This is a genomic window from Frankia casuarinae (genome assembly GCF_000013345.1).
Classification (GTDB): Bacteria; Actinomycetota; Actinomycetes; order Frankiales; family Frankiaceae; genus Frankia; species Frankia casuarinae.
Map to the genome: position 1 here is coordinate 3,422,422 of NC_007777.1, position 23,894 is coordinate 3,446,315.

Below are 23,894 nucleotides of genomic sequence, written 5' to 3' on the forward strand. Positions count from 1 at the left end.
ACCGGTTCGCCCCGAAGCCGGACGCCGTACCCCATCCGCGTCACCAGCCCGTTGACACGCTCCGCCCGTTGACACGCTCCGCCCGCTGTCACCCGCCCCGCCCGCTGTCACCCTGCCGACCCGGGAGCCGTTCCGGCGGTCCGGTCGTCAGGCGGATGTGAGAACGTGTCCTGCGCACACACGAGAACGGAAGCGGAGGACGGGCACACCATGGGGATGAAGCGGTTCATGTCGCGGCTCGGCGTGGGCGGGGCCGCGGTCGAGACCGTGCTGGACCGTCCGGAAACCCTGCCGGGCCAGGTCGTGACCGGTCTGACCACCGTCACCGGCGGCAAGGTCGAGCAGAAGATCGAGAAGGTCCTCGTCGCGCTCGAGGCGACCGTCGAGGTCGAGACCGACGACTCGACCTGGCACGAGCAGGTCACCTTCGGTACCCAGCAGATCGGTGGCGGCTTCACTATCCACCCGGAGCAGCAGATCAGCGGCCGCTTCGAGCTGCCCGTGCCGTGGCAGACCCCGATCACCGACATCGGCGGGTGGCATCTGCACGGGATGAAGATCGGGGTGCGGACCAAGCTGGCCATCCCCGGGGCGGTGGACCCGGGTGACCTCGACGCGGTGAACGTGCACCCGCTGCCCGTCCAGGAGGCGGTGCTCGCCGCCCTCGGTGACCTCGGCTTCCACTTCAAGTCCGCCGACGTCGAGAAGGGCCGCCTACACGGCTCCGACCTGCCCTTCTACCAGGAGATCGAGCTGAAGCCGTCGGGCGAGTACGCCCGGCGCATCTCCGAACTGGAGGTCACCTTCCTCGTCGACGGCTCCGGGGTGGACGTCGTCCTGGAGGCCGACCGCCGCGGTGGGCTGCTGTCCTCCGGCGGCGACGAGCTCAGCCGGTTCCGGCTCGGCCACCACGACACCGACCGGCACCAGCTCGCCGGGCTGCTCCACCAGCAGCTGGAGCACCTGGGCCGCCGCCGCGGCTGGTTCTGAGCGCTCTACCCGTCCGGGGGACGTCGGCTCACCTGGTGAAGCTGCAAGAATACGGTATGTGAAGATCGAGGAGCTGGAGGCGGATCGTACCTGGCTGGCGTTCGACCCCATGCGGCAGCTTCGGCCGCACCTGACCTCCACCGGGTTCGTCAAGCTCGTCAACGAGGTCCAGCGCCCCGAGGGCTACCGCCTGGTCGCGTCATGGGACGGGGAGCTGGGACGGGTGGTCGCGGCGGTCGGATTCCGGCAGGTGACCTCGCTCGCCTACGGGCGGCATCTGGTCATCGACGATCTGTCCACGATCCTGGCGGCGCGGGGGCGGGGGCACGCCACCCGGCTGCTCGCCTGGAGTGAACGGGAGGCGCGCCGGCTCGGCTGCGAACATATCCATCTCGACGCCGGCACCCACCGCTACGAGGCGCACCGGCTCTACCTGCGAACCGGCTTCACGATCGCGGCCTTCCACTTCACCCGCCGACTCTGAGGTCCCTCCGCAGTCCCTCCCCCGGCCGTCAGCCGTCCGGCGGTCAGGGGACAGGGGGTCAGGGGGGCAAGGGGACAAGGGGGTCAGGGGGTCAGGGGGTCAGCAGCCGGGGGGTCAGCCAGTCGACGACCGCTCGGACGAACGACCTGCGGTGGCGCAGATCCGCGATCTCGTGCCCCTCGCCGGGAAAGAGCAGGTAACGGCAGTCGACGCCGCGAGCGAGGGCCGCGGCGACCGTCTGCTCCGCCTCGATCACCGGGACGTTGGTGTCGTTCTCCCCATGCACGACGAGCAACGGCGCGGCGAGGGCGCTCATCCGGTGCAGCGGGGACAGCGCCCGCAGCAACGCCGGCTCGGTGCGTGGATCACCGTACTTGGTGACCGCGGACGCGGCGATCCACGGCTCGGTGTACTGATAGAAGCTCTCCAGATCAACCATCCCGCAGACGTCTACCCCGACCCGGAACAGCTCCGGGAAGTGGACCATCGCCGCCAGCGTCAGATAGCCGCCGTAGGAGCGGCCGGCGACGCCGATCCGGTCCGGGTCAGCCAGGCCCGTCGCGACCAGATGCGCCACGCAGCTGCGGACGTCGGCGATGCCGCCGAACCGACGATGGGTGTGATCGGCCTCCTCGAACGACCGGCCGAATCCGGTGGAGCCGCGCACGTTCGGCGCGAACACCGCGATCCCCCGGGCGAGCACGGCCTGGAACAGCGGGTTGTAGACGGGACGCTCCTGCGCCTCCGGGCCGCCGTGCAGGTGGAGCAGGGTCGGGACCGGTCCTCGCGGGCCGTGCGGGCGGTACCACCAACCGGACAGTTCCCGGCCGTCGTGGGCCGGCAGGGCGCACGGCACCGGACGGACCAGCCGCGGGTGGTCACCGGTGCGGGGCCCGGGGATCCCGGGTACACGCGCCGGCGCGGATAGCCCGGATGGCATGGATGGCCCGGATGGCCCGGATGGCCCCGGGCTGTCGGATCCCAGGCCGTCAACGTCGATGTTCAGGACGACCCGCGGTCCCGGGATGGTCACTGCCTCGACGGGAGCGTGCGAGATCAGCCGACGGTAGCCGGCGGATGGCGCGGTGAGATCCCAGGTCCAGATCTCCCCCGGCCTGGTGGCACCATCCAGGGCAAGCACGAGCTCCCGCCCCCCGGGCCGGACGAGCACGCCGGTGACGACGTCGCGGGGAAGCGGCGGCAGCGTCAGTGACCGTCCGGTGGGCAGATCGACCAGCGCGAGCTCGCTGCGCCCGCCCACGTTCCAGACGACGACCGCCCGATCCGGATCGAGCAGGGCGAACCGCTCCAGATCGGCGTCATCCCGGGCGGCGAGGACCCGCGGCCCGCCGGTCGGATCGCCCGTGGGGTCGACGGGGACGTCGAACAACGCGGCCCGGTCCCGCCCGATGTCGCACAGCAGCAGCAGGCGACGGCCGTCGGCGACGAACCGACCGGTCACGGTGGTCGCCGTCCCGCCGGGCACCTGCCATGACCCGCCGATCCCCTCCCTGGCTGCGATCCCCTCCCTGGCTGCGATCCCCTCCCTGGCTGCGATCCCCTCCCTGGCTGCGATCCCCTCCCTGGCTGCGATCCCCTCCCTGGCTGCGATCATGGTGTCGACCACGAGCACCCGCCGGACGCCACGGGGGCCCTCCCGCAGCAGCAGGCGGTACCCGCCACCGGCCGGGCCCCGCCCCGGACCGCCGCTCCCCGTCCCGTCCGGCGCGGGGTCGGGGAGAACGACGACGTCGCACACCTGCAGCGCCACTCCGGCGGCGAGGCGGGTCCGTCGCCCGTCGGAGTCGATCAGCACCGCGGCGGTGCGGCCGGACGGATCGGAGCGGTCGGACTCGGTCACGACGAGGCCGTGGCCGTCGTCGGTCCAGCGGGCTGGGGTGGCGGCCCGCCTCCCGCCGCCGGCCAGGTGGCGCAGGTCACCGCCGTCCGCCCGGACGGTCCGGACCTCGGTGAGCTCCCCGCCGCCCGGCGCGACGTGGACGGCGATCCGGTCGTCGGTCGGCGACCACAGGACCGCCCGGACATGACCGGGGCCGGTGTCAACCGGGCGCTCCCGGCCATCCGGGTCCCGGATCCACAGCGCGGGGGCGCCGCCGCGATCGCCGACGAAGGCGAGCCGACCATGCGGGCCGGTACTCGGTGCGCGACAGCTCGCCGCCGCGACCCAGGCGTCGGACAGATCGCCGGGACGCCCGGAGTCGACGGTGTGCGCCACCACCGGCCGTCCCACCACCGGCCGTCCCACCACCGGCTGCGCCACCACCGCGGGTCGGATCATGTCACTCCAAGGGATCATGCGACTCGGTCGTGCGATGTACGTGGGTCGTGCGATGTACGTGGGTCGTGCGATGTACGTAGATCATGCGACCGTGTGGGTCTGGAGCCACATCTCGAGCAGCGCGGCCTGCCACAGGGCGTTCGCGCCGAGCGCCGTGCGGTTGTCGTTCGGGGCGGCGAGCATCGTCTGGACCCACACCGGCCGGAACAGACCCCGCGCCTTCGCCGCCGGATCGGTGAGCGCCTCGCGCACCCGGTCCAGGAACGGCCCGTCGAGATGGCGGATCGCCGGCACCGGGAAGTACCCCTTGGGTCGGTCGATGACGTCGACCGGCATCAGCGGGCGGCCGATGTTCTTGAGCACACCCTTGCCGCCGGAGGCGAGCTTCAGCTCCGGCGGGCAGGCTGCGGCGAGCTCGACCAACTCGTGGTCGAGGAACGGGGTGCGGGCCTCAAGCCCCGCGGCCATCGTCATGTTGTCGACCCGTTTCACGGGGTCGTCAACGAGCATGATCGTCGAGTCGATGCGCAGCGCGGCGTCAACGGCGGTTTCGGCGCCCGGCCGGGCGAAGTGGGAGGCGACGAAGTGCCGGCTGGCATCGGCCTCGATGAGATGGTGCGGCTCCACCATCGCGGGCAGGTCCCGGTGCGGTCGGTCGGCGAAGACCCGCAGGTAGGCGTCGACGGCGTCGGTCCGCCCAACACCCGCCAGCGGCGGATACCAGGAATACCCGGCGAAGACCTCGTCGGCGCCCTGCCCCGACTGCACGACCTTGACGTGCCGGGAGACCTCCTGGGAGAGCAGGTAGAAGGCCACGCAGTCGTGGCTGACCATCGGCTCGCTCATCGCGGCGACGGCCGCGTCGACGGCGGGCAGCAGCCTCGTCCCCGGCACCCGGATCTGATGGTGGTCGGTGTCGAAGTACCGGGCGATGACGTCGGAGTAGACGAACTCGTCGCCGGGCTCGCCGCCGACGGCCTCGAACCCGACACTGAAGGTCGCGAGATCCTTCTGCCCCGCCTCGGCGAGCAGCGCGACGATCAGACTGGAGTCCAGCCCACCGGACAGCAACACGCCGACCGGGACATCGGCGACCATCCGGCGGCGCACCGCGAGGCGCAGCCGCTCGGCGATCGCGTCCTGCCAGTCACGGGCGGTCCAGTCCGCGTGCGCGGGATCGCGGGTGAAGCTGGGACGCCAGTACAGGTCGTCGGTCGAGGTGCCGTCCGGCTCCACCACCCGCACGGTCGCCGCGGGCAGCTTGCGCACCCCGGCCAGAATCGTGTGCGGTGCGGGCACCACGGAGTGGAACGACAGGTAGTGGTGAAAGGCGACCAGGTCGATGTCGGAGGAGACGCCGCCGCCGGCGAGCAGGGCCGGCAGGGTGGAGGCGAACCGCAGGCGCTCGCTGTTCCCGGTGAGGTAGAGCGGCTTGATGCCGAGCCGGTCCCGGGCGAGGATCAGCCGTCCGCTGTCCCGCTCGGCGATGGCGAAGGCGAACATCCCGGCGAAGTGGTCGACGCAGCGTCTCCCCCACCGGTGGTACGCCTTGCCGATCACCTCCGTGTCGGAGGTGGAGAAGAAGCGGTAGCCGGCCGCGATCAGCTCGTCACGCAGCTCCTGATAATTGTAGATGCACCCGTTGAACACCGTGGTCAGGCCGAGTTCGTTGTCCACCATGGGCTGGGCACCGCACTCGGACAAATCGATGATCTTCAGGCGACGGTGCCCGAACGCGACCGGGCCGGCGGACCATACTCCCACGCCGTCCGGGCCCCGCGGCACCATCGTCGCGGTCATCCGCACCACCGCGTCGACGTTCGCTCCCCGGCCGTCGAATCTCAGCTCGCCACTCAGCCCGCACATGTGCGCTCCCGTCGATCGATGAGGTCAGGCGAGATCCATTCCCCGAGGCTTCCTTCCCGGTACCGCAGCCGTTGACTACGACCTCACTTTCGAGGACGGAGATTTCACAACAGTGTCCGCGATGTTGCCAACTCCCTCGGTCGCCAACCCGCACGGAACCGCAGCGCATCCCGCACGGAACCGCAGCGCATCCCGCGACGGAAGACCGGGCCACCCTGGATCCGACTACGGAGAGTATCGGCCACGGAACGGTTGACGGCGGGGAATCACCGGCTAACGGCGGGGAATCCAGGTGTCCTTGGATCCCCCGCCCTGCGAGGAGTTGACGATCAGACTGCCGGGAGGCGCCACCCGGCTGAGCGCCGCGGGCACCACCCGCGGCTCCCGCCCGGCGTAGACAAAGACCCGCAGATCTACCGCGCAGGGTTCGAGATGGCTGTCATGCCAGGTCGGATGGGTCGACAGCGACACCAGTTCCTGGCCGATCCACTGCCGGGGATTGGCCAGGATCCGCTCGCGGACCTCGGTAAGCCGGTAGGGCTCGGCGTGCGGCCCGATGACCACGCCGGACCCGCCGTACCCGTCGACCGGTTTCACCACCAGTTGATCGAGGTTGTCCAGCACGTGTTCACACTGCTCCGGGTCGCCGCAGACATAGGTCGGCACGTCATCGAGCACCGGCTGCTCGCCCAGGTAGTAGGTGACCATCCGCGGGACGTAGGCGTAGACGACCTTGTCGTCACCCACCCCGTTACCCAGAGCGTTCGCTATGCCGACCCGGCGGGCCCGGATCGCGCGCAGCAGCGGGAGCCCCAGCGGGGTGCCGGCGGCTCCGAGGGCGCCGAACAGGTCGTCCTCGTCCATCCGGCGGTAGAGGACGTCGACGCGGCACCGCCGGGAGCCGTCGATCCGGTAGACGACGTCGTTGTCGTCGACCAGCAGATCCGCCGGTTCCACCAGCGCGACGCCCATCTTCTCGGCGAGCAGGGAATGCTCGAAGTACGCCGCGTCGGTCTTCCCGCCGGTCAGCACGGCCACCGCCGGGTCCCCCGTCGCCGCCGCCGGGGCCGCCGCGACCAGCGCCTCGTGCAGCAGGGCGGGTATGCCGTCCAGTCGCAGGATGCCGGCCGGCGGACCGAGCTCCGGCAGCACCGACTCGGCGAGCCGCCGGCCTTCCATGGCGTAGGCGATACCGGACGGCACGCGCAGGTTGTCCTCCAGCACCAGCCAGCCGCCGTCGCCGCCGCGGACCAGGTCGATGCCGGCGACGGTCACCCGGATGGCGTCCGGGCCGACGGCGCGACCGCCGTGGCGCAGGCTCGGCGCGTCGTTGACCACCCAGGCCGGCACGATCCCGTCGGCGACGGCCGCCCGCTCGCCGTAGATGTCGTGCAGGAACGCCTCCAGGGCCCGGACCCGCTGGCTCAGCCCGGTCGTCAGGGTCGTCCAGTCGTCGGCGGCGATGATCCGCGGGACCAGGTCGAACGGAAAGGGACGGCTGGCGGAGTCCCCCGAGGCCCGGAAGACGATCCCCCGGTCGTTCTGCTCGGCCTCGCGCGTCCCGACCCGTTCGTCGAGGATGCCCGGGCCGAGCCGTTCCAAGGTGCGCATGACGGCCCGGTACTGGGGACGGACCGCGCCGCGGGCGTCGACGATCTCGTCGTACCCGGTCGGCTGGTAGCGCTCGAGCAGCCGCGGCGCGATCTGGTCGGAGGCGGACACAGCGGGCGCGCTCCCCAGCGCGGCCGCCGCCCCCGCGGGCGGGACGTCGCGGGTCTCGGCCAGCACCAGATCCGCGACGTCGGTGAGCAGACCCCGACGGGCGAAGGCCCGGCGCTGGCGGTGCGCCGAGCTGCCCCGGCCGACGGCCTGTTCGGCCAGGTTGTCGATGAGCTCCCAGTCGTCGAACCGTTCGAGCTGCGGGCGGACCTCGGTGAGCAGCCGGCGCAGCATGGCCTGGGCCGGTATCGGGCCGGCACCGAGGATGTCGACGAGGTCGCCCTCCAGGCCGGACCGGGCCGCCCGCCAGGTCGCCGCGCGCAGCAGCTCCGCGCGTGGCGGCGGGGCCTGGCCGCCGGCCTCGATCTCCTCGATGGCCTGGCACACCAGCGCCCGGAACAGCCCGGCGATAAGGATGACGTTGTCGACGTCCGGGCAGGCATCGCAGATGCGCAGCTCGACGGTGGGCAGGTGGGCCGACGGGCGGACGTCGAAGTAGACCATCCCCGGGTCGCTGATCACCCCGGACTTGATCAGGTCTGCCACGAGCTGGTCGTACTCCGCGGCGGTCCGGAAGGACCCGGCGACCCCCGCGGTCGGCCAGCGCTGCCACACCAGCGTGCGCATGCTCGCGTAGCCGCTGTCGGCGCCCATCCAGAACGGCGAGCTGGCCGAGAGCGCCAGCAGCATCGGCAGCCACGGCGCGGTCCAGGCGACGACGGCCATCGCGAGGTCGCGGTCGGCCACGTCGACGTGCACTTGGGCGCCGCAGATGAGCTGCTCGCGCGCGACGATCTGGTAGTCCTCGGTCATCTGCTCGTAACGGTCGTCCCGGGAGACGTCGAGCAGATCCATGTCCACGATCGGCACGGTGCCCGCGGCGGCCGGCCCGAGCCCGAGCTCGCCGGTCACCTCCGCGAGTCGCCGCCGCAGATCGAGCAGGTTCGTCCGCAGCTCCAGCAGATCCGCCGTCGGCTGACTGTTCGTCTCGACAACCGATTTCAATAGCTCTGGAGAGAACGAGTCCCCGTCGAGTCGACGGAGGACCTCCTCGGCCCTGGGAACGAGCTGACGGGTAGTGAGATCGAGGATGTGAAATTCCTCCTCGACGCCGACGGCCACGATTCGTGCGTCGCTCATGGCGGGCTACGCTACGGCCGGCCGGTTACGCATGCGTGTCACAGATATGACCCGCCTCGGGAAGAATCCCGCGCTACTCGCCACGGACCTGCACCCCCACCCTTGTCATCGTCGGGTACCGGCCGCCACCCGACACCTCAACCCGACGCCTAGCCCGGCCCACCCGCGCGGCCACTCTCGTCCGACCCGTCCGTCCGGCCCGTCGGCCCTGCTGGTGGGGCCGACGGGCCCACCAGGGTCTCTACTATCCCGCCGGGCCTCGATAAAACGTGACGAAGCGTGCAGGGCGCGGCGTGTCCGATGCGGCGCGCGGTCGCCCGACCGGCTCACCGGCGGGAGGATCGACGGGTGTGGCGGGACGGACGGATGCGGCGGGACGGACGGATGCGGCGGGACGACGATCGGGCTGCTGCCGGGCCTGTCCCGGGACGAGGGAAACGACCATCTCACCGTCAGCCTCCCGACCGGGATGGGCGAGCTGCGCAACGGCCTGCTCGTCCGCGGCAGCGACGCGTTGGTCGCCGTCGGCGGAAGCTGGGGAACGCTCAGTGAGATCTCCTTCGCGCTCCGGACCGGGAAGACGGTGATCGGTCTCGACACCTGGGCCGTGGACACCCGGGATTCATCGCTGCCGACCGTCATCCCGGTCCAGGATGTTGACGATGTGGTGCCGCTCCTTCCAGCACACCTCAATGATGCCGGCCCTCGATGACGTCTACCGCTTGATGACGTCTACCGCTTTTTGTCCGACACGGTTATGACCCCCATCATAGGCGTTCCGAAGTTGCCGTTGGCGTCCTGGATGCCGCCCTCCGGCCCAGGTGCGACCGGCTGGTTGAAGTCATCCAGGTTCGAGTGGAAACGACAGCGGTGGAGGAAGGATCCCGCCTTGCGGAAAGTTGGGGTGAAACTTTCTCCCGGATCGAGCACCTCGTCGGTGCCCCGGTGGTCCGATGCCCGAGAGAAAGAGGCCGACATTCCGGAGTGCTGTGAAAGTTGTTGTGAACAGGGAGTTACCCTGTTCGCCGACGGCCAGCTCGCCATTGCGAGTTCCCGCCCATTGCGTGTCCCCGCGGCCGCGGCGCGGCCGTGGAACACCTCGTGAACCGTCCGGCGTATAGCGTCGAAGGCGCCGGACCCGACGGGTCCAGGCAGATCGGCCGGGTTCCGCCGGCCGCGGCCCGCGCACAGCCTGCGCACGGGGCCGGTGCAGGGAAGGATCGCGATGTTCTCGTTCGGGATACTGCCGGCCCTGGCGGGGCTCATGGCGGCGGCAATCGCCGCCGGGCTGTGGTGGTCGGCGGACTGGTGGGGGGCCGCCGCCGTGTCCGGCGCCCTGCTCGCCCTGGCCGTCCACGACGTCACGCAACGCCGGCACGCAATCCTGCGGAACTACCCGGTGTTCGGCCACCTCCGCTTCATGCTGGAGTCCATCCGGCCGGAGATCCAGCAGTACTTCATCGAACGCAACTACGACGGCCGCCCGTTCGACCGCGACATCCGGACGAGCATCTACGAACGCGCGAAGGGCATCCACAGCGACCAGGCGTTCGGCACCGAGCGCGATGTCAACGCGGTCGGCTACGAGTACCTGCTGCATTCGACGGTGCCACTGGCGGTTGCGCCAGGCACCCCGCCGCCCCGGGTGCGCATCGGCGGCCCGGACTGCACCCAGCCGTATGACATGGCGCTGCTCAACATCTCGGCGATGAGCTTCGGAGCGTTATCGGGCAACGCCGTGCTCGCGATGAACCGCGGCGCGGCGGCGGGCGGTTTCGCCCATGACACCGGGGAGGGCGGTCTCACCGAGCATCACCTGCGCTACCACGCCGACCTCGTCTGGGAGATCGGCAGCGGCTACTTCGGTGCTCGCACGGCGGACGGCGACTTCGACCCGGCGCTGTTCAAGGACAAGGCGGCTCTTCCGTCGGTCCGGATGGTCGAGCTGAAGCTGAGCCAGGGCGCCAAGCCCGGCCTCGGCGGCATCCTGCCCGCGGCGAAGGTCAGCGCCGAGATCGCGCGGGCCCGCGGTGTCCCGGCCGGGGTGACCTGTGTCAGCCCGCCGGGACACCGGGTCTTCTCGACTCCGCGGGAACTGGTGCTGTTCATCGCCCGGATGCGGGAGCTCGCGGGTGGCAAGCCCACGGGATTCAAACTGTGTATGGGGCCCCGGCGGGAATTGCTCGCGATCTGCCGGGCGATGCTGGCCGAGGGGATCACCCCCGACTTCATCGTCGTCGACGGAGGTGAGGGCGGCACCGGCGCCGCGCCGCTGGAATACGAGGACCACGTCGGTACTCCGCTCACCGAGGGCCTGATGACGGTGCACAACGCACTCGTCGGCGTCGGCCTGCGAGACCAGGTCCGGATCGGGGTGAGCGGCAAGATTGCCACCGGGGTGGACATCGTCAAACGGCTCGCCCAGGGCGCCGACTACACCAACGCGGCCCGCGCGATGATGATGGCGGTCGGCTGTATCCAGGCGCAACGCTGTCACACCAACACCTGCCCGGTCGGGGTGGCCACCCAGGATCCGCGCCGCGCCCGCGCGGTGGACGTCGCGGACAAGGGCGAGCGGGTGCGCCGCTACCAGCAGGCCGCGGTGGCCCAGGCGGTACAGATGATCGCCTCGCTGGGCTGCGCCGGTCCCGAACAGCTGCATCCGGGGATGCTGATGCGCCGGGTCACCCACACCGACACCCGTAGCTACGCCGAGCTGTACGAGTGGCTCGAACCCGGGGAACTGCTCGTCGAGCCGCCGGCGGACTGGGCCGCGGACTGGGCTGCGGCCGACCCGGACCGCTTTCGCCCCTGATCCAGGGGTACCACGACGCTCTTCGGGAAAAGCTCTTCGGGAAAAGCTCGTGCGGGAAATGGCCGCGCGCTTCTCATCCAGACAGGAAGGACCGGAGGATGCCAGCAATCACGCCATGTCTGTGGTTCGACACTCAGGGCGAGGAGGCGGCCAGGTTCTACACGTCGATCTTCCCGAACTCGCGGATCGTCGACATCACCCGCTACGGCCCGGCCGGGCCCCGTCCCGAGGGCACGGTCATGACCGTCCGGTTTGAACTGGATGGCCAGGAGTACGTCGCGCTGAACGGCGGACCCGAGTTCACCTTCTCGGAGGGGATCTCGCTGCAGGTCGGCTGCGGTTCCCAGGCCGAGATCGACGAGTACTGGGACCGGCTGACCGACGGTGGCGAGGCAGGACCGTGTGGGTGGCTCAAGGACCGGTACGGGCTGTCCTGGCAGATCGTGCCCACGGCCCTGTCTGAGCTCCTTGACGATCCCGACCCGGGCCGGTCCCAGCGGGCGATGCAGGCGATGCTGAAGATGTCGAAGCTCGACATCGAGGAGTTGCGCCGGGCCGCCGACGAGGCGTGAGGCCCGGCGACGGACGCAACGGGCGCCGTGCTCAGGGCACGGGCGCCGCGCTCAGGGCACGCTGGCGAGACGACGCCGGGCGGCCAAGGCCACGGCGATGCCGCAGGTCAGGGCGACGAGCAGGACGATCGGCCCCTGCCGGACGAACCAGGGGGCGACCTGCGGGTGATCGACGAACAACAGCTCGCAGTGCGGCAGGGCCAGGAACGAGCCGACCACGGTGACCGCCCCGAGCACCCGTCGCGGCGCCTGCCCGGTCAGGCCGAGGAGCACGGCGCCCCAGGTGAGATACCAGGGATAGAGGACGGGTCCGAGCAGGGCCAGGCTGAGTAGTGCCAGCCCGGCGGTGGCATGCGGTTCGCGGTCGCGGACGGTCGCCAGCAGCCAGACGAAGATCCCGGCGGCGACGGCCACGCCCGCGGCCCGGGTGGGTCCCACCAGATCCTCGAAGCGCATCGCCGATCCGGCCATCCTCGCCAGGGCGGACAGAAGATCGGCGAGGCAGGTGGTCGGGGCGTAGAGGGTCAGTCCGGCGGCCGGTGTCCGCGCGGCGCGCAGCCATCCGAAGCCGTCGGGTACCAGACTCGAGAGCACCACGACGACGCTCGCCACGACGGCGAGGTCCCGCCCAGCGACGGCGGCGGCGCGACGGAGCCGGGATGAACGCCGACCCGATCCGACCGAGGCTGCGGTCGCGGCGGTAGCGGCACTCACCGCCGCGACCGACCGCCAGACCAGCACCACCACGACGACCAGGGCCGCGGGCCACTTCACCAGCGCGGCCGCGGTGATGAGGACGAGACCGAGCACCGGCCTGCCGCGGTACACCGCCGTCAGGCCGCTGGCAAGCAGCGCCAGCAGGATGGCCTCAAGATGGATCGCGCCGACGAGCTGCAGCAGCACGATCGGACTACCCGCGCAGAACGCCAGCGCCCAGGGCCGTCGCGCCGCGGAGGACACCCGCACCACGCACACCGCCATCACGACGACGCTCGCCCCCGCGACGATCCGGTGCAGCAGGACCGCGCGCAGGACGTCACCGCCCGCAAGCGCGGTCACCAGCCGGAAGTAGCCGAGGGCGACCGGCCCGTAGGGCGACAGCGATGATCTCCAGATCGGATCGACGGCTAGCAGGATGGGACGGGCGCCGAGCGCGGTGGGCCCGGCGGCGTAGGGGTCGAGCCCGGCGGCGAGCATCGTCCCCTGCGCGGTGTAGCAGTAGACGTCGAGGCTGAGGATCGGCGGGCCGAGCAGCACCGGAACGGCCCAGAAGCCGATGACGAGGCCTATCCGCGGGACCGACAGGTCGCCGTGGTGCGCGCGCTGGCACAACCGGAACCATGCGCCGACGAGCAACGCCACCCCGATGATCATAAAAGCGGGTAGCGGAGAGGGGCGGTCGAACGGCACCGGGTCGAGCAGCCCGAACCAGCGTGACGGGGTCACAACTCCGGGCTGCAGGGCCAGTCGCCCCGCCACCAGCACCACCAGCACCGATCCGGCGGTCCCACATCCCGCGAGCAGGACGATACCTCCGTCGAGGCGTCCGCCGACGCCCCTACCGGGGCGCGACGAACAGCGTCGAGCAGGATCGCCCGGTCGGGCGGTTCCGTGCGGCGCGGCGCACTCTATCTCGTCCATTCCGGTATAAAGCCTGACGTTTCTACATCGCCAACAGGCAGCGCGCCCGGGAGCACCCGGTGAACAATACCTGTCCTGTATGGATGTCGGAGCCCACGGGCGCCGGCCCGGCCCGCGGTGTCCTGCCTCGGCGCCGGGCGGCTACCGGCGGCTACCGGCGGATGGCGCCGGGATGAACGGCGGATGGTGGCTGCCGGGCTCCCTGCTGGCGGACCGCCTCGGGGTGCTATGCCGAACGCATGCGGCAAGCGAGAACCATGGGCCCGGCAACCGTTACCGCCTGCCCCAACGGGGAGACGGCAGGCCCGGGACCGGTGCCGGTCGCCTCGGCGCGACCGACGGCGCCCGTCGTGACCACGGGCGTCGTCGCCGCGCTGGTGGTGCTCGCGGTGATGATCGCACCGCAGCCGCAGACCGACTTCGCTGTCTACCGGCTGGGGGGGCAGGCTGTCTGGGACGGGTCCGCCCTTTACCAGGTGCGTACGGCGGCCGGCCTGCCCTTCACCTACCCACCGATCGCGGCGGTGCTGTTCACGCCGTTCGCCGCCATCCCCCTGGGGGTGGCTGAGGTCGTCTGGGCCGCGCTGACCGTCGCGGCACTCATCCTGCTGCTGTCCAGGCTGCGAGCCTGGCTCATCCCGCCGACCGACACCGCGCGGGCCGCCGGGGTCGGGCGGGCACTGGGCTCGCGCTGGGCGCCGCCGCTGCTGCTGGTGGCGGCGCTCGCGACGGAACCGGTTCGCAGCACCATCATCTTCGGGCAGGTCAACATCCTGCTGATGCTGGCGGTCTGGCTCGATGCCGGGCCCGGACGGCGGTCCACACCGTTCGCCCGACTGCCACCCGGTGCTCTCACAGGTCTCGCCGCGGCGGTGAAACTGACTCCGTTGATCTTCGTGGCCTACCTGTGGCTGGCCGGCCGGCGCCGGGTGGCGATCGCAGCGGCGGGGACGTTTCTCGCGGCCCATGCCGTGGCGTTCGCGCTGGCACCCGCGGCGTCCCGCGCCTACTGGGGCGGGGTGTTCGCGGATCCGGGCCGGATCGGCTCGGTCACGTACGCCGGCAACCAGTCGCTGTCCGGCGCGATGACCCGGATCTGGGGAGACGGCGCGTCGGTCGTCCAGATCCACCGGCTGGTGGTGGCCGCGGTCGCCGTCGCCGGGCTGGTGCTCGCGGTGCGGCTGCACCGGCGCGGGGAGCCCGTCGCGGGCCTGCTCGCCTGTGCGGTCACCGGACTGCTGGTCTCGCCGATCTCGTGGAGTCACCACTGGGTGTGGGCGGTGCCGACGCTGCTCTGGCTCGCCACCCACGCCACCCACGCCACCCACGCCACCCACGCCACCCACGCCACCCACGGCACCGACGGCACCGACGGCACCGACGGCACCGACGGCCGAGCCTCACGCCGGTACGTCGGAGCGGCGCTCGCCGGCTACGTGTTGTTCGTGGCCTCCCCCGTCTGGTGGATCACGCCACACGACCAGAACTGGCCGCACCGCCGCGACCCGACCATCCTCCTCACGAACGCCTACGTGATCGCCGGTGTCGTACTCCTGGTCACCCTGGCGCGCGTCGCAGGCCGCCGGGACCTGTACCGCCCATCACGGAGAATGCGACATCCGGACCTGGTGCGCCGGGGCGTCAGGGGCTAGGTGGGCCCGGGATGCGTGGCAGGTCGGGCCGGGCGAGATCGGGCCGGGCGGGATCGGGGAGGGTGAGCTCGGTCGGGCCGAATCGGTCGGTGAGGAAGCGGCTGTGCGCGAGCAACTGGGCCGTGTCGCCGCGGGCGGCCGCCTCGGTGACCTCACGCATCCCACCGGCGAGCAGGGCCAGCGTCGCCAGCAGGACATCGCGGGGGGTACGGCCGTCGGGCAGCCGGTGGGTCTCGGCGTAGGCCCGCGGCAGCCCCAGATAGGTCTCCACCGCGGTGGGCAGGTAATCGGCGACCGTCCGCTCGACGGCGAACGTCTCCGGCGAGCCGGGACGCAGCAGGTGCGGGGTGTCCAGGACCTGCCGCAGCGCACCGATGACCTCCTCGGCGGCGGCGACGAGTGCCCGGTCGTCCGGTGCCCGGTCGATCAGGGCCCGGTACTGGGCCTCGACCGTCGCCCGCAGATCATCCACGTCGATCCCACCGCCCGCGACCGCGGCGCGGCGCGGCGGTGCGACCAAGGCGCCGATCGCGTAGAGCGCCGCGACGACCGGCGGCCAGAACGGCCAGTCCACCAGGCCCGCGGCACTCGCGCCGGCGCCGGCGAGCGCGCATGTGCAGCCGGCGATGTTCTTGGCCGAACCGAACCAGGTGAGGATCCACTGTCCCCGGCCGGGGATCGGCGCCGACGGGGGTGGTGCCGGGCGCGGGAGCCGCGGTGGACGCGGCGTCGGCGGTTCACTGGTAGCCACGGATGTCCTTGAACGCGTCCGCCAGCGACGAGGTACGGGCGTCGAACACCGCGCCACCGGTGTCGGCGGAGATATCCCGCAGCGCCGCCGGGTCGGCCTCCCCGAAGGCGATCGTGAAGGTACGCACGGCACGCGCGGCCGCCGGCAGCCGCTGATAGGAGGAGCGGAAGTCGGCGGCCGAGATACCGGAGTTGTTCTCCCCGTCGGTCATCAGGACGATCGACGTGAGGTAGCCGGGGTCGGCCTCAACGGCCGCGCCGGCAGCCCGGTAGCCGGCCTCCAGCGCCGAGTAGATCGCGGTGCCGTCCTGGAGCCGCAGGCCGTCCACGAACGTGTTGACGCCCGCCAGATCCGCGGAGCCCGGCCGCGGGTCGTTCACGGCGAAGTCCACGGGGTCGTTGGCCCGGCCGGCGAAGGTGATCATCGTGATCTTCTCGCGACCCCGGAACCGGGCGAACCTGCCGGACAACGTGTCGTCCGCACCGGTGAGTCCGCGCAGCGCCGCCTGGAGCGCCGCTATCCGTGATCCGGCCATCGACCCGGACACGTCGAGCAGGAAGATGGCGTGGCTGGGCCGCCGGAACCGGTCGAGGTAGGCGGACAGCAGCTGGTCGGCGACCTGCCGGCTCGCCGGGAAGGGCAGCTCGGTGAGCGTCCGCGTCGGGAACCGGGCGTCCAACGCCACCCCGGGCAGGGCCGGCCGGCGGCTCGTGGCAGTCTGCAGCCGGTGCTGCGTCCGCGGCAGGCGCAGCCAGCTGACGACCCGGTCATAGAGATCACGCTTGTCCGGCCGCAGCAGCAGGAGAGGGTAGTCGGAGGTGACGATCCCGTCCCGGGGATAGATCAACTCCAATGGTTCGCGCAGCCGGTGCCCGGCGTTCAGGGCCAGCAGCACCGACTCATAGTTGATCATGCCGCCGAGAGTGTCCTGGGAACGGGCGTAGGCGTCGGTCAGGAAACCGGAACTGCCCGCGGTCAGTGCCTGGCCAGAGAAGAACGAGGTCAGCTGGGCAGGTCTGATGTCCTGCGGGCGCAGCGCGTCCGAGGTGCCGGCGAGTGCCGCCGCCACCCCGACCAGGGCGGAGAAACCCGAGTTCGACGCCGCGGGATTCGTCATGGCGTAGGAGAGCTGGCCGGCCGCCACCTTCGCGGCGATGTCGGCCCAGGTCACGTTGGGGTTGCCGGTCCAGCCGAACTGCCGGGCCAGGCTGCGTCGGACCCCGAACACCACCGGTGACAGCATGATCGACGATCGCGCGGCTACGGACGTCGCGCCGTTCGGCAGCAGTCGCAGGTACCGGTCGGAGGCGAACCAGGCGGCGTCGGCCTGGGCGGTGCCCCTGGTAATCGCGTCGGCGCCGTCCAGGGTGCCGGTGTAGCTCAGCCGCAGGGTGACGCCGGTCGCCCGGGTGAGATCGGGAAGCAGCGGCTGGATGTCCTGGAGTTCGGAGCCGGCGAGGACGGTGAGTTCGCCTGCGGACCCGCCGGTGCCGGACCCGTCCGCCGGTCCCGGGCCTCCGCCCGAGCAGGCGGCCACGAGCAGCACCGTCAGGAGACACGCGAGCAGGGCCGCGGGCGGCCGTCGGTTCACCGGCCGCCGCCCGGCAGCGTCAGCTCGCCACCGCCGTCGGGGTACGAGCCGAGCTCGCCGATCTCGCCCGCGGCCGACCGGTCCAGGTAGGCGGTGGCCCTGCCGATCTCGGTGGACAGCGCGTCCACCGTCGTCCGCATGGTGTCCAGCGCGGCGGCGCGGTAGTCGTCGATGGCGTCGATGGTGGCGTAAATGTTCGCGAAGGCCTGCTGGAGGGTCCGCAGCGAGACGGTCGCCGAGGACGCCTGCCGGTGCACGTCGGCGCTCTGCCGGCGCAACAGCTCCGACGTGCCAGAAATGATCTTCTCGGTGGTGCTGTTCAGGGCCGAGATCTGGTCAAGGACCATCTTCTGGTCGGCCAGCGCCTGGGCGACGATCACCGCGGTGCGCAGGGCCGACACGGTCGTGGTGCTCGCCCGGTCCACACCCTTGATGAGTTCGAGGTTGTTGCGCCGGAGCAGGTCCAACGCAAGGTAGCCCTGTGCGCCGACGGCAAGCTGGGTAAGCAGGTCCTGGTGCTTCTGGCGGACGTAGAACAGCACGTCCCGGCGAAGCTCCTCAGCCCGGTCCGGATCGGCGCCCGCGAGCGCCGCGATCCCCGTTTCGAGCTCACCGTCGAGTCTGCCGGCGAGGTAGGCATACTCCCGCAGCCGGCCGATCGCCACCCACAGGTTCTGCTTCTCCTGCTCGATGGCGGCGTTGTCCCGGCGCAGCTCCTCCTGACCGTGCTGCAGGGCGCGCAGGATCCCGTCCAGATGGGCCTGCGACGACCGGTAGGACGCGAAGTAGTCCCGCAGCCGGTTGCCGAAGGGGAGCACGCCGAGCAGCTTTCTGGGGGCGTCGAGATTCTGCCGGGAGGGGTCGAGGTCCGCCACGACCCGGCGCAGCTCGACCAGGGACTTCGACACCGCCGAGGTCTGGTCGAAGGGCCCGGAGTTCATCGCCCGGGTGGGCTTGTCGAGCAACCGGTTGGACACCGACGCCGATTCCCGGATCTCCTTCTCCCCCAGCCGGTGCACGGCGGCGACCTTCGACGCGAACGCCGGCGAGTGGGCATCGATGGACAGCAGCGTGCGCGCGAACGTGCCAGCCTGCTCGTCCAGTCGGGCCACGGCGTCCGGATCGATCGGAACGGCCGGTTCGGCCCGGTCAAGGGGCACCGGTGCCACCGGCTCGGGCGGGGTCAGCACCAGGCCGCCGGGTGACGTATTGCCAGGTGCCGTATTCCGGTCGGCGGCCGGCGGTTGCGTGGTCAACCGGGTCTCCCCTGCGCCTGGTTCACAATCTTGTCAATCATGCGTTCCTCGATGGCGGCGGTGGGCGGTTCCACCACGTCGACCAGTGACGGCGGCGGCGCGAGACCCCGTTCGGTGGCCAGGCGGCGGCCGTACGCGGCATCCGCGGTACGAAACCCGTGCTGAGCCGCGAGACGCTGCAGCTGCGGGTCGGTGGCAAGCAGCCGCCCGGCGGCATCGCCATCGGCGGTCAGCGGTACCACCGTGTGCTTCGCGTAGATCGTTGGCTCCGGGTACATGAGGACCATGTCGGGGCTGATGGAGCCGTCCTTCGCGAGCTGGCGGGCGACGAACTGCGCCTCGTAGATCATGGCCATCGGCGTCTTCCCCATCCCGATGGTGAGGAAGTCGTCGAAGGGTTCCTGGGTGGACTGCTCGACATAGCCCTGCTTGACGAACAGCGGTGCGCAGCGGGCGGCCACCCGATCCGCCGCGGCGCTGTCGGCGACGACGTTACCGCCGTTCTCGACATAGCTGGCGATCGCCAGGTACAGCGCCGCGGAGTTCGACGTCCGCACATCCGTCGAACTGATGAGCACGGACTTGCCGGTCTCGAAAGCGGTGTTCCCCGGCAGGTCCGACCAGCGGGTGTTCTTATCGACCAGATCGAGGTAGCCGCGCATGTTCAGGACGCGGTGGCCGCCGTCCATCCGCACGACCCCGGCGTTCTGCAGCAGTGACGCGATCGGCTGGAAGGTGGCGATCGCCATCGGGCTGAAGAAGGGGACGTAGGACTTCGTCACCTTCCTGGCGGCCCTGATCCGGTCGGCCTGCGGCGCATCGGCCGGAAAGGCCAGGTCATATGGGGTCAGATCGCGGCTGGTGGCGATCTCCCTGGAGCCCGCGGTATCGACCTGCAGCCGGTAGCCGAGCTCCGCGAGCCGGGCGCCCACCGCGGGGTCCGCGAAGAAGTCCCGCTTCTCCGAACCGGCCAGGACCCGGACGGTCCGCACGTTGCCATCGGGCGGACCGCCGCCGGCGTCGCCCCCCAGCCGGGGGACCACGATCAGGGCCACCACCGCAATCACGAGCAGACCGGCCAGCAGGAGCCCGACGGTCCTGCCCCGCTGCGCCGAACGCACCAGCCCTCCGCCCGAATCCCCCGATTGACCCCTCTGCCCCCATAATGGTAGATCCTGGCGACACGTTCTCGACGTTCAACCCACGCGACCGTTTCCTGGTGACCGGTGGATCGCCGCGGCGCCCGTCCGTGGGAGACGAGGGGGTGCCAACTGTCGCTCGTCCAGTAGTCATTGGCGCTCTATAGTGAGCTATGATGGTCATGTGAACCTCAAGGAGTGGGCCGAGTCGCAGGGTGTGGCGTATGTGACCGCGCGCCGTTGGTACGCGGCCGGCAAGCTCCCAGTTCCGGCGCGCAGGGTCGGCGGGCTGATCCTCGTCGGCGAACCTGACCAGCCGACGGGCGATGGGCTGACCGCGGCCCACGCCCGGTCGAAGCCGGGCAGCGCTGGGCGGCGGCAGCGCGCCGCCCAGCTCGCGGCGATCCATGTCCGGGTCGCGAACCAGCGCCACAACGGGCTGCACAAGCTCACGACCCGGCTCGCCCGGTCCCACGACACGGTCGTCGTCGAAGATCTGCACGCAGCCGGGATGGTCCGTAACCGGCGGCTCGCCCGCGCGGTCGCCGACGCCGGCATGGCCGAGGTCCGCCGGCAGCTTGCCTACAAGACCCGCTGGTACGGATCGACGCTCGTCGTCGCCGACCGCTGGTATCCCAGCTCGAAGACCTGCTCCGGCTGCGGCTGGCGAAACCCAAGCCTGACGCTGTCCGAGCGCACGTTCACCTGCCAGTCCTGCGGGCTGGTACTCGACCGCGACCACAACGCCGCGATCAACCTGCACCACCTCGTCGCCGCCAGTACACCGGAGACGGTAAACGCCCGTGGAGCCGACCGTAAGACCCGCGCGAGCGGGCGGGTGGCTGGGAAGCGGGAACCCGGCACGGCCACGGCCGGTCAGACCGGGGGTGCCTCGCCGAGAGGCGAGGCGGCATAGGTGCGGCTGAGCCGGGTGGTACTGAGCCGGGTGGTACTGAGCCGGGGTCAGCCCAGTACCACCCGGTGCGCGCCGGTGTAGAGGTTCATCGACGTACCGCGCACGAACCCAGCGAGCGTCATCCCCGCCTCCTCGGCGAGGTCCACCGCGAGCGTCGAGAGCGCGGAGACCGCCGCGAGCGCCGGCACCCCGGCCATCAGCGCCTTCTGCCCGGAACCGACGACAGCCACCGCACCCCGACGGGTCGGTCTCATCGGCTCCGGGGCCGGCCGGGACCGCGAAACGGCCCCGGCCGGTGGGAGGATTCGTTCCCTCAGTAGTTGACGCGAGTCCAGCTGAAGACGCCCGGGGCAGCCGGGTTGATCGTGAGCTTCAGGTAGTCGTTCGCCTGAGCGCTGCCATCGACGACGACGCGGGTCACGTTGGGAGCCTGCAGGGTCTTCGGGGCCAGCGGGTGGATGCCGTAGAGCGGGTCCGTGCTCGTGAACGGGTGGTCGACCCGGAAGTTGTGCGAGTCACCCTGCAGGATGAGCACCGGCTTACCGAAATGCTCGGCGAGGGTCCCGATCCGCTTGACGATGGGATCGAAGCCACTCAGCCCGTCTCCACCGGCGGCCAGCGCGCTGGTGTCCCACATATCGGCCTGCATGAGCAGCGCGACCCCCGGCGCCCCGGTCCGGCGTGCGACGTTGAACGCCTCGTTGATCCACTCAAGGTCCGCGTCAAGCCTGGTAGAATACTCTTTCCGCTGCTCCGCGGACAGCGGCGTCACCCCGAACCACGGGACGAGGTCGTTGTTGCTGCCCTGCACGTTAAGTGTCGAGAAAACCACACCGGACTGGGTCCACATGGTGTTCTCCACGAAGGGCGCGTAGGCCGGGTCCGCGGATTCGCTGGTGACCTGCCGGGCGTTCACGCCGAGGGTCCGGCCTGGGACAGGGAAGAACACCTGACGCAGTTTTCCGAGACGTTCGAGAGGATTGTAACCACCGTTGTTCGCGCGGTGGCAGTCGGTCCACTCGTTGTCGCCGGGGGTGTAGACAAAAGGATCCTGGAACTGGTCGAAATCCGACTTGATGGTGGCGAAGTACGAGTCCGAGCAGACGCTGCTGCCGTTCTTGATATCGCCGAGATGCGCGACCAGCGAAACGTCGGGATCGGCGTTGATCTTGCCGATGTCGGTGGGAAACTCGGCGATCTTGGCGGCGCCGTAGGGGATGTCGCCGATCACGGCGATCGTAGACGGAGCGGTCCCGGTCCCGGCGCCGAGCGGGGTGGCCGCGTTCGCCGAGATCGGGATCGACACGGACGCGGTCAGCGTACCCACGGCCAGTGCCAACAAAAGCCTGCGGTGCCGCATTGCCGGGCTCCTTCACCACGAGGACCGCACGGTTCTTTTCCGGGGACGGCGATTCATCGGGCCGACGGCCCGCCACCCGCACTCCGGACGTCCGGAAGCTATCGGGTCGACCGGAACGCCCCCGGAAGGGGTGATGAACCTTCACCCACGGCCAGCACAACACGGGTTACCCTACCCCTGCCATCTCGGCCGCTGAACACCGGCGGCCGGCGACGGGAGTCGATCGAGGGAGGCACCGATGGAGGCAGGGGCATCCCCTCCCCCGCGGACCGAGCGGACCGAGCGGACCGAGCGAGAATGTCGGCGCGTCGAGGAACGGGGGCTGTGGTTCGACGAGCTGGAGACCGACGTCGTCTACGTCCACCGGCCCGGGCGGACCGTGAGCGAAGCCGACAACACCCTGTTCAGCACGCTGACGATGAACACCCAGGCGCTGCACCTCGACGAGGCATGGAGCACGACCCAGACCTTCGGCACTCGGCTGGTCAACAGCATGTTCACCCTCGCGACGCTGGTCGGCCTGTCGGTGAGCCGGCTGACCCAGGGAACGACCGTGGCCAACCTCGGATTCACCGAGATCCGCTTCCCCGCACCGGTGTTCCCCGGCGACACGCTCTACGCCGAGACCGTGGTACGCGACAAGCGGCTCTCCCGCAGCCGACCCGGGCAGGGGGTGGTCACCTTCGAGCACACCGCGCGCAACCAGCACGGTGACGTGGTAGCCGTGGCGGTACGGTCCGCGCTGATGCTGCGCCGGGCGGCGGACCGGTGATCGGGCAGCTGCCCGGCCCGGCGTTGCTGTTCTGCCCCGCGGACCGGCCCGACCGATTCGCCAAGGCGGCCGCCGCGGCCGATGGGGTCATCCTCGATCTGGAGGACGGCGTGGCGGCGGCGGACCGGCCGCGGGCACGGCGCGCGTTGCGGGAGAGCATCCTCGACCCACTGCGGACGATCATCCGGATCAACCCCGCCGGGACCGCCGACTACGACGAGGACCTGCGCGCCCTCGCCGACACGCCCTATCCCGTCGTCATGCTGGCCAAGACGGAGTCCGCCGAGCAGGTCGCCGCCGTCGGGCCGCGCCGGGTCGTCGCCCTGTGCGAGACACCGCGCGGCGTGCTCGCCGCGGCCGAGATTGCGGCCGTTCCCACCACCATCGGCGTCATGTGGGGCGCGGAGGATCTCGTCGCCGCGCTGGGTGGCCGGTCGAGCCGGGACGAGGCCGGCCGCTACCGGGGCGTCGCCCTGCATGCCCGGGCGAGCGTCCTGCTGGCGGCCGGAGCGCACGGGCGGGTCGCCGTCGACTCCGTGTACCTGGACATCGCCGATGTCGACGGCCTCGCGGCCGAGGCTCGTGACGCCGTCGCGAGCGGCTTCGCGGCGAAGGCGTGTATCCACCCGAGGCAGGTCGCGGCCGTGCGGCAGGCGTTCGCGCCGTCCGCCGACGAGGTGGCGTGGGCGCGGCGGGTACTCGACGCGGCGACGCACTCCGCCGGCGTGTTCTCCTTCGAGGGACGGATGGTCGACGCGCCCGTCCTGCGCCACGCCGAACGCACCCTTGCCGCCACCGAGCATGATCCTGCTGTCGCCGTCACAGACTCACCCGCCGATCAGCGGCGGCGCCAGGACCTACCACGATCTGTGGATAACCCGGCCCGGCATGGCCCACCCCGGCCTGGCCGGGGAAACATGGAGGGTTGAGT

General features: G+C 71.0%; 17 protein-coding genes and 2 pseudogenes. 9 read left to right on the forward strand and 10 right to left on the reverse strand.

The window, feature by feature from the left end; all coding sequences use genetic code 11:
* Positions 1–210 precede the first annotated feature (210 nt).
* Together FRANCCI3_RS14615 and FRANCCI3_RS14620 are read left to right on the forward strand one after the other, a co-directional pair.
* The gene (locus FRANCCI3_RS14615) at positions 211–990 is read left to right on the forward strand and encodes a sporulation protein (RefSeq protein WP_011437294.1); all 780 of its coding nucleotides are present in this window, start codon (positions 211–213) and stop codon (positions 988–990) included.
* A gap of 58 nt (positions 991–1,048) precedes the next feature.
* On the forward strand, positions 1,049–1,474 hold the full coding sequence (locus FRANCCI3_RS14620; RefSeq protein WP_011437295.1) for a GNAT family N-acetyltransferase: 426 nt from the start codon (positions 1,049–1,051) through the stop codon (positions 1,472–1,474).
* 91 nt (positions 1,475–1,565) lie between these two features.
* On the opposite strand, the gene FRANCCI3_RS14625 is transcribed toward FRANCCI3_RS14620, so the two are convergent.
* The 3 genes from FRANCCI3_RS14625 to FRANCCI3_RS14635 form a co-directional block, all read right to left on the reverse strand.
* Positions 1,566–3,773, reverse strand: a complete 2,208-nt coding sequence (locus FRANCCI3_RS14625) for a S9 family peptidase (RefSeq protein WP_011437296.1) — start codon at positions 3,771–3,773, stop codon at positions 1,566–1,568.
* 81 nt (positions 3,774–3,854) lie between these two features.
* Positions 3,855–5,639, reverse strand: coding sequence for an N-acetylglutaminylglutamine amidotransferase (locus FRANCCI3_RS14630; RefSeq protein ID WP_011437297.1), 1,785 nt, complete (start codon positions 5,637–5,639; stop codon positions 3,855–3,857).
* Between the two features lie 273 nt (positions 5,640–5,912).
* Entirely contained in the window at positions 5,913–8,498 is a 2,586-nt protein-coding gene (locus FRANCCI3_RS14635) for a carboxylate--amine ligase/circularly permuted type 2 ATP-grasp protein (protein ID WP_011437298.1), read from the reverse strand.
* Positions 8,499–8,529: 31 nt separating this feature from the next.
* Between FRANCCI3_RS14635 and FRANCCI3_RS14640 the strand changes: the two genes are divergently transcribed.
* The 3 genes from FRANCCI3_RS14640 (at position 8,530) to FRANCCI3_RS14655 (ending at position 11,885) form a co-directional block, all read left to right on the forward strand.
* On the forward strand, positions 8,530–9,210 hold the full coding sequence (locus FRANCCI3_RS14640; RefSeq protein WP_232235132.1) for a hypothetical protein: 681 nt from the start codon (positions 8,530–8,532) through the stop codon (positions 9,208–9,210).
* Positions 9,211–9,723: 513 nt separating this feature from the next.
* A complete protein-coding gene (locus tag FRANCCI3_RS14650) occupies positions 9,724–11,313 on the forward strand; it encodes an FMN-binding glutamate synthase family protein (protein WP_011437300.1) in 1,590 nt (529 codons plus the stop codon).
* A 98-nt stretch (positions 11,314–11,411) separates the two neighbouring features.
* The gene (locus FRANCCI3_RS14655; RefSeq protein ID WP_011437301.1) at positions 11,412–11,885 is read left to right on the forward strand and encodes a VOC family protein; all 474 of its coding nucleotides are present in this window, start codon (positions 11,412–11,414) and stop codon (positions 11,883–11,885) included.
* A 51-nt stretch (positions 11,886–11,936) separates the two neighbouring features.
* On the opposite strand, the gene mptB is transcribed toward FRANCCI3_RS14655, so the two are convergent.
* On the reverse strand, positions 11,937–13,373 hold the full coding sequence (mptB, locus tag FRANCCI3_RS14660) for a polyprenol phosphomannose-dependent alpha 1,6 mannosyltransferase MptB (RefSeq protein WP_023841172.1): 1,437 nt from the start codon (positions 13,371–13,373) through the stop codon (positions 11,937–11,939).
* Positions 13,374–13,876: 503 nt separating this feature from the next.
* Here mptB and FRANCCI3_RS14665 point away from each other — a divergent pair.
* Complete coding sequence (locus FRANCCI3_RS14665) at positions 13,877–15,178, forward strand: glycosyltransferase 87 family protein (protein ID WP_131728919.1); 1,302 nt, start codon at positions 13,877–13,879, stop codon at positions 15,176–15,178.
* On the opposite strand, the gene FRANCCI3_RS26295 is transcribed toward FRANCCI3_RS14665, so the two are convergent.
* Genes FRANCCI3_RS26295 through FRANCCI3_RS14685 form a run of 4 tightly spaced genes read right to left on the reverse strand, consistent with a single transcriptional unit; the run spans position 15,168 to position 19,897 of the window.
* On the reverse strand, positions 15,168–15,929 hold the full coding sequence (locus FRANCCI3_RS26295; protein ID WP_011437304.1) for a hypothetical protein: 762 nt from the start codon (positions 15,927–15,929) through the stop codon (positions 15,168–15,170). The genes FRANCCI3_RS14665 and FRANCCI3_RS26295 overlap by 11 nt on opposite strands.
* On the reverse strand, positions 15,916–17,520 hold the full coding sequence (locus FRANCCI3_RS14675) for a vWA domain-containing protein (RefSeq protein WP_011437305.1): 1,605 nt from the start codon (positions 17,518–17,520) through the stop codon (positions 15,916–15,918). Before FRANCCI3_RS14675 ends, FRANCCI3_RS26295 begins: the two co-directional genes overlap by 14 nt.
* Positions 17,517–18,776 (reverse strand): toxic anion resistance protein, encoded by a 1,260-nt coding sequence (locus FRANCCI3_RS14680; protein WP_011437306.1) that lies wholly within the window; start codon positions 18,774–18,776, stop codon positions 17,517–17,519. The genes FRANCCI3_RS14675 and FRANCCI3_RS14680 overlap by 4 nt, the downstream gene beginning before the upstream one ends.
* Positions 18,773–19,897: a solute-binding protein gene (locus FRANCCI3_RS14685; RefSeq protein ID WP_011437307.1), complete on the reverse strand. Its 1,125-nt coding sequence runs from the start codon at positions 19,895–19,897 to the stop codon at positions 18,773–18,775. The genes FRANCCI3_RS14680 and FRANCCI3_RS14685 overlap by 4 nt, the downstream gene beginning before the upstream one ends.
* A 358-nt stretch (positions 19,898–20,255) precedes the next feature.
* Between FRANCCI3_RS14685 and FRANCCI3_RS14690 the strand changes: the two are divergent.
* Positions 20,256–20,831 (forward strand): annotated as a pseudogene (locus FRANCCI3_RS14690) (RNA-guided endonuclease InsQ/TnpB family protein); the annotation flags it as partial.
* A 47-nt stretch (positions 20,832–20,878) separates the two neighbouring features.
* Here FRANCCI3_RS14690 and FRANCCI3_RS14695 read toward each other — a convergent pair.
* Together FRANCCI3_RS14695 and FRANCCI3_RS14700 are read right to left on the reverse strand one after the other, a co-directional pair.
* Positions 20,879–21,040: pseudogene (locus FRANCCI3_RS14695) on the reverse strand (formate dehydrogenase accessory sulfurtransferase FdhD); the annotation flags it as partial.
* A 104-nt stretch (positions 21,041–21,144) separates the two neighbouring features.
* Positions 21,145–22,191, reverse strand: coding sequence for a metallophosphoesterase (locus FRANCCI3_RS14700; protein ID WP_011437310.1), 1,047 nt, complete (start codon positions 22,189–22,191; stop codon positions 21,145–21,147).
* 238 nt (positions 22,192–22,429) lie between these two features.
* Here FRANCCI3_RS14700 and FRANCCI3_RS14705 point away from each other — a divergent pair, with 238 nt between their 5' ends.
* Together FRANCCI3_RS14705 and FRANCCI3_RS14710 are read left to right on the forward strand one after the other, a co-directional pair.
* Positions 22,430–22,963 carry a MaoC family dehydratase gene (locus FRANCCI3_RS14705; RefSeq protein ID WP_011437311.1) on the forward strand — a complete coding sequence of 178 codons (534 nt, stop codon included), beginning with the start codon at positions 22,430–22,432 and terminating at the stop codon, positions 22,961–22,963.
* The gene (locus FRANCCI3_RS14710; protein WP_011437312.1) at positions 22,960–23,892 is read left to right on the forward strand and encodes an HpcH/HpaI aldolase/citrate lyase family protein; all 933 of its coding nucleotides are present in this window, start codon (positions 22,960–22,962) and stop codon (positions 23,890–23,892) included. The genes FRANCCI3_RS14705 and FRANCCI3_RS14710 overlap by 4 nt, the downstream gene beginning before the upstream one ends.
* Positions 23,893–23,894: the final 2 nt, after the last annotated feature.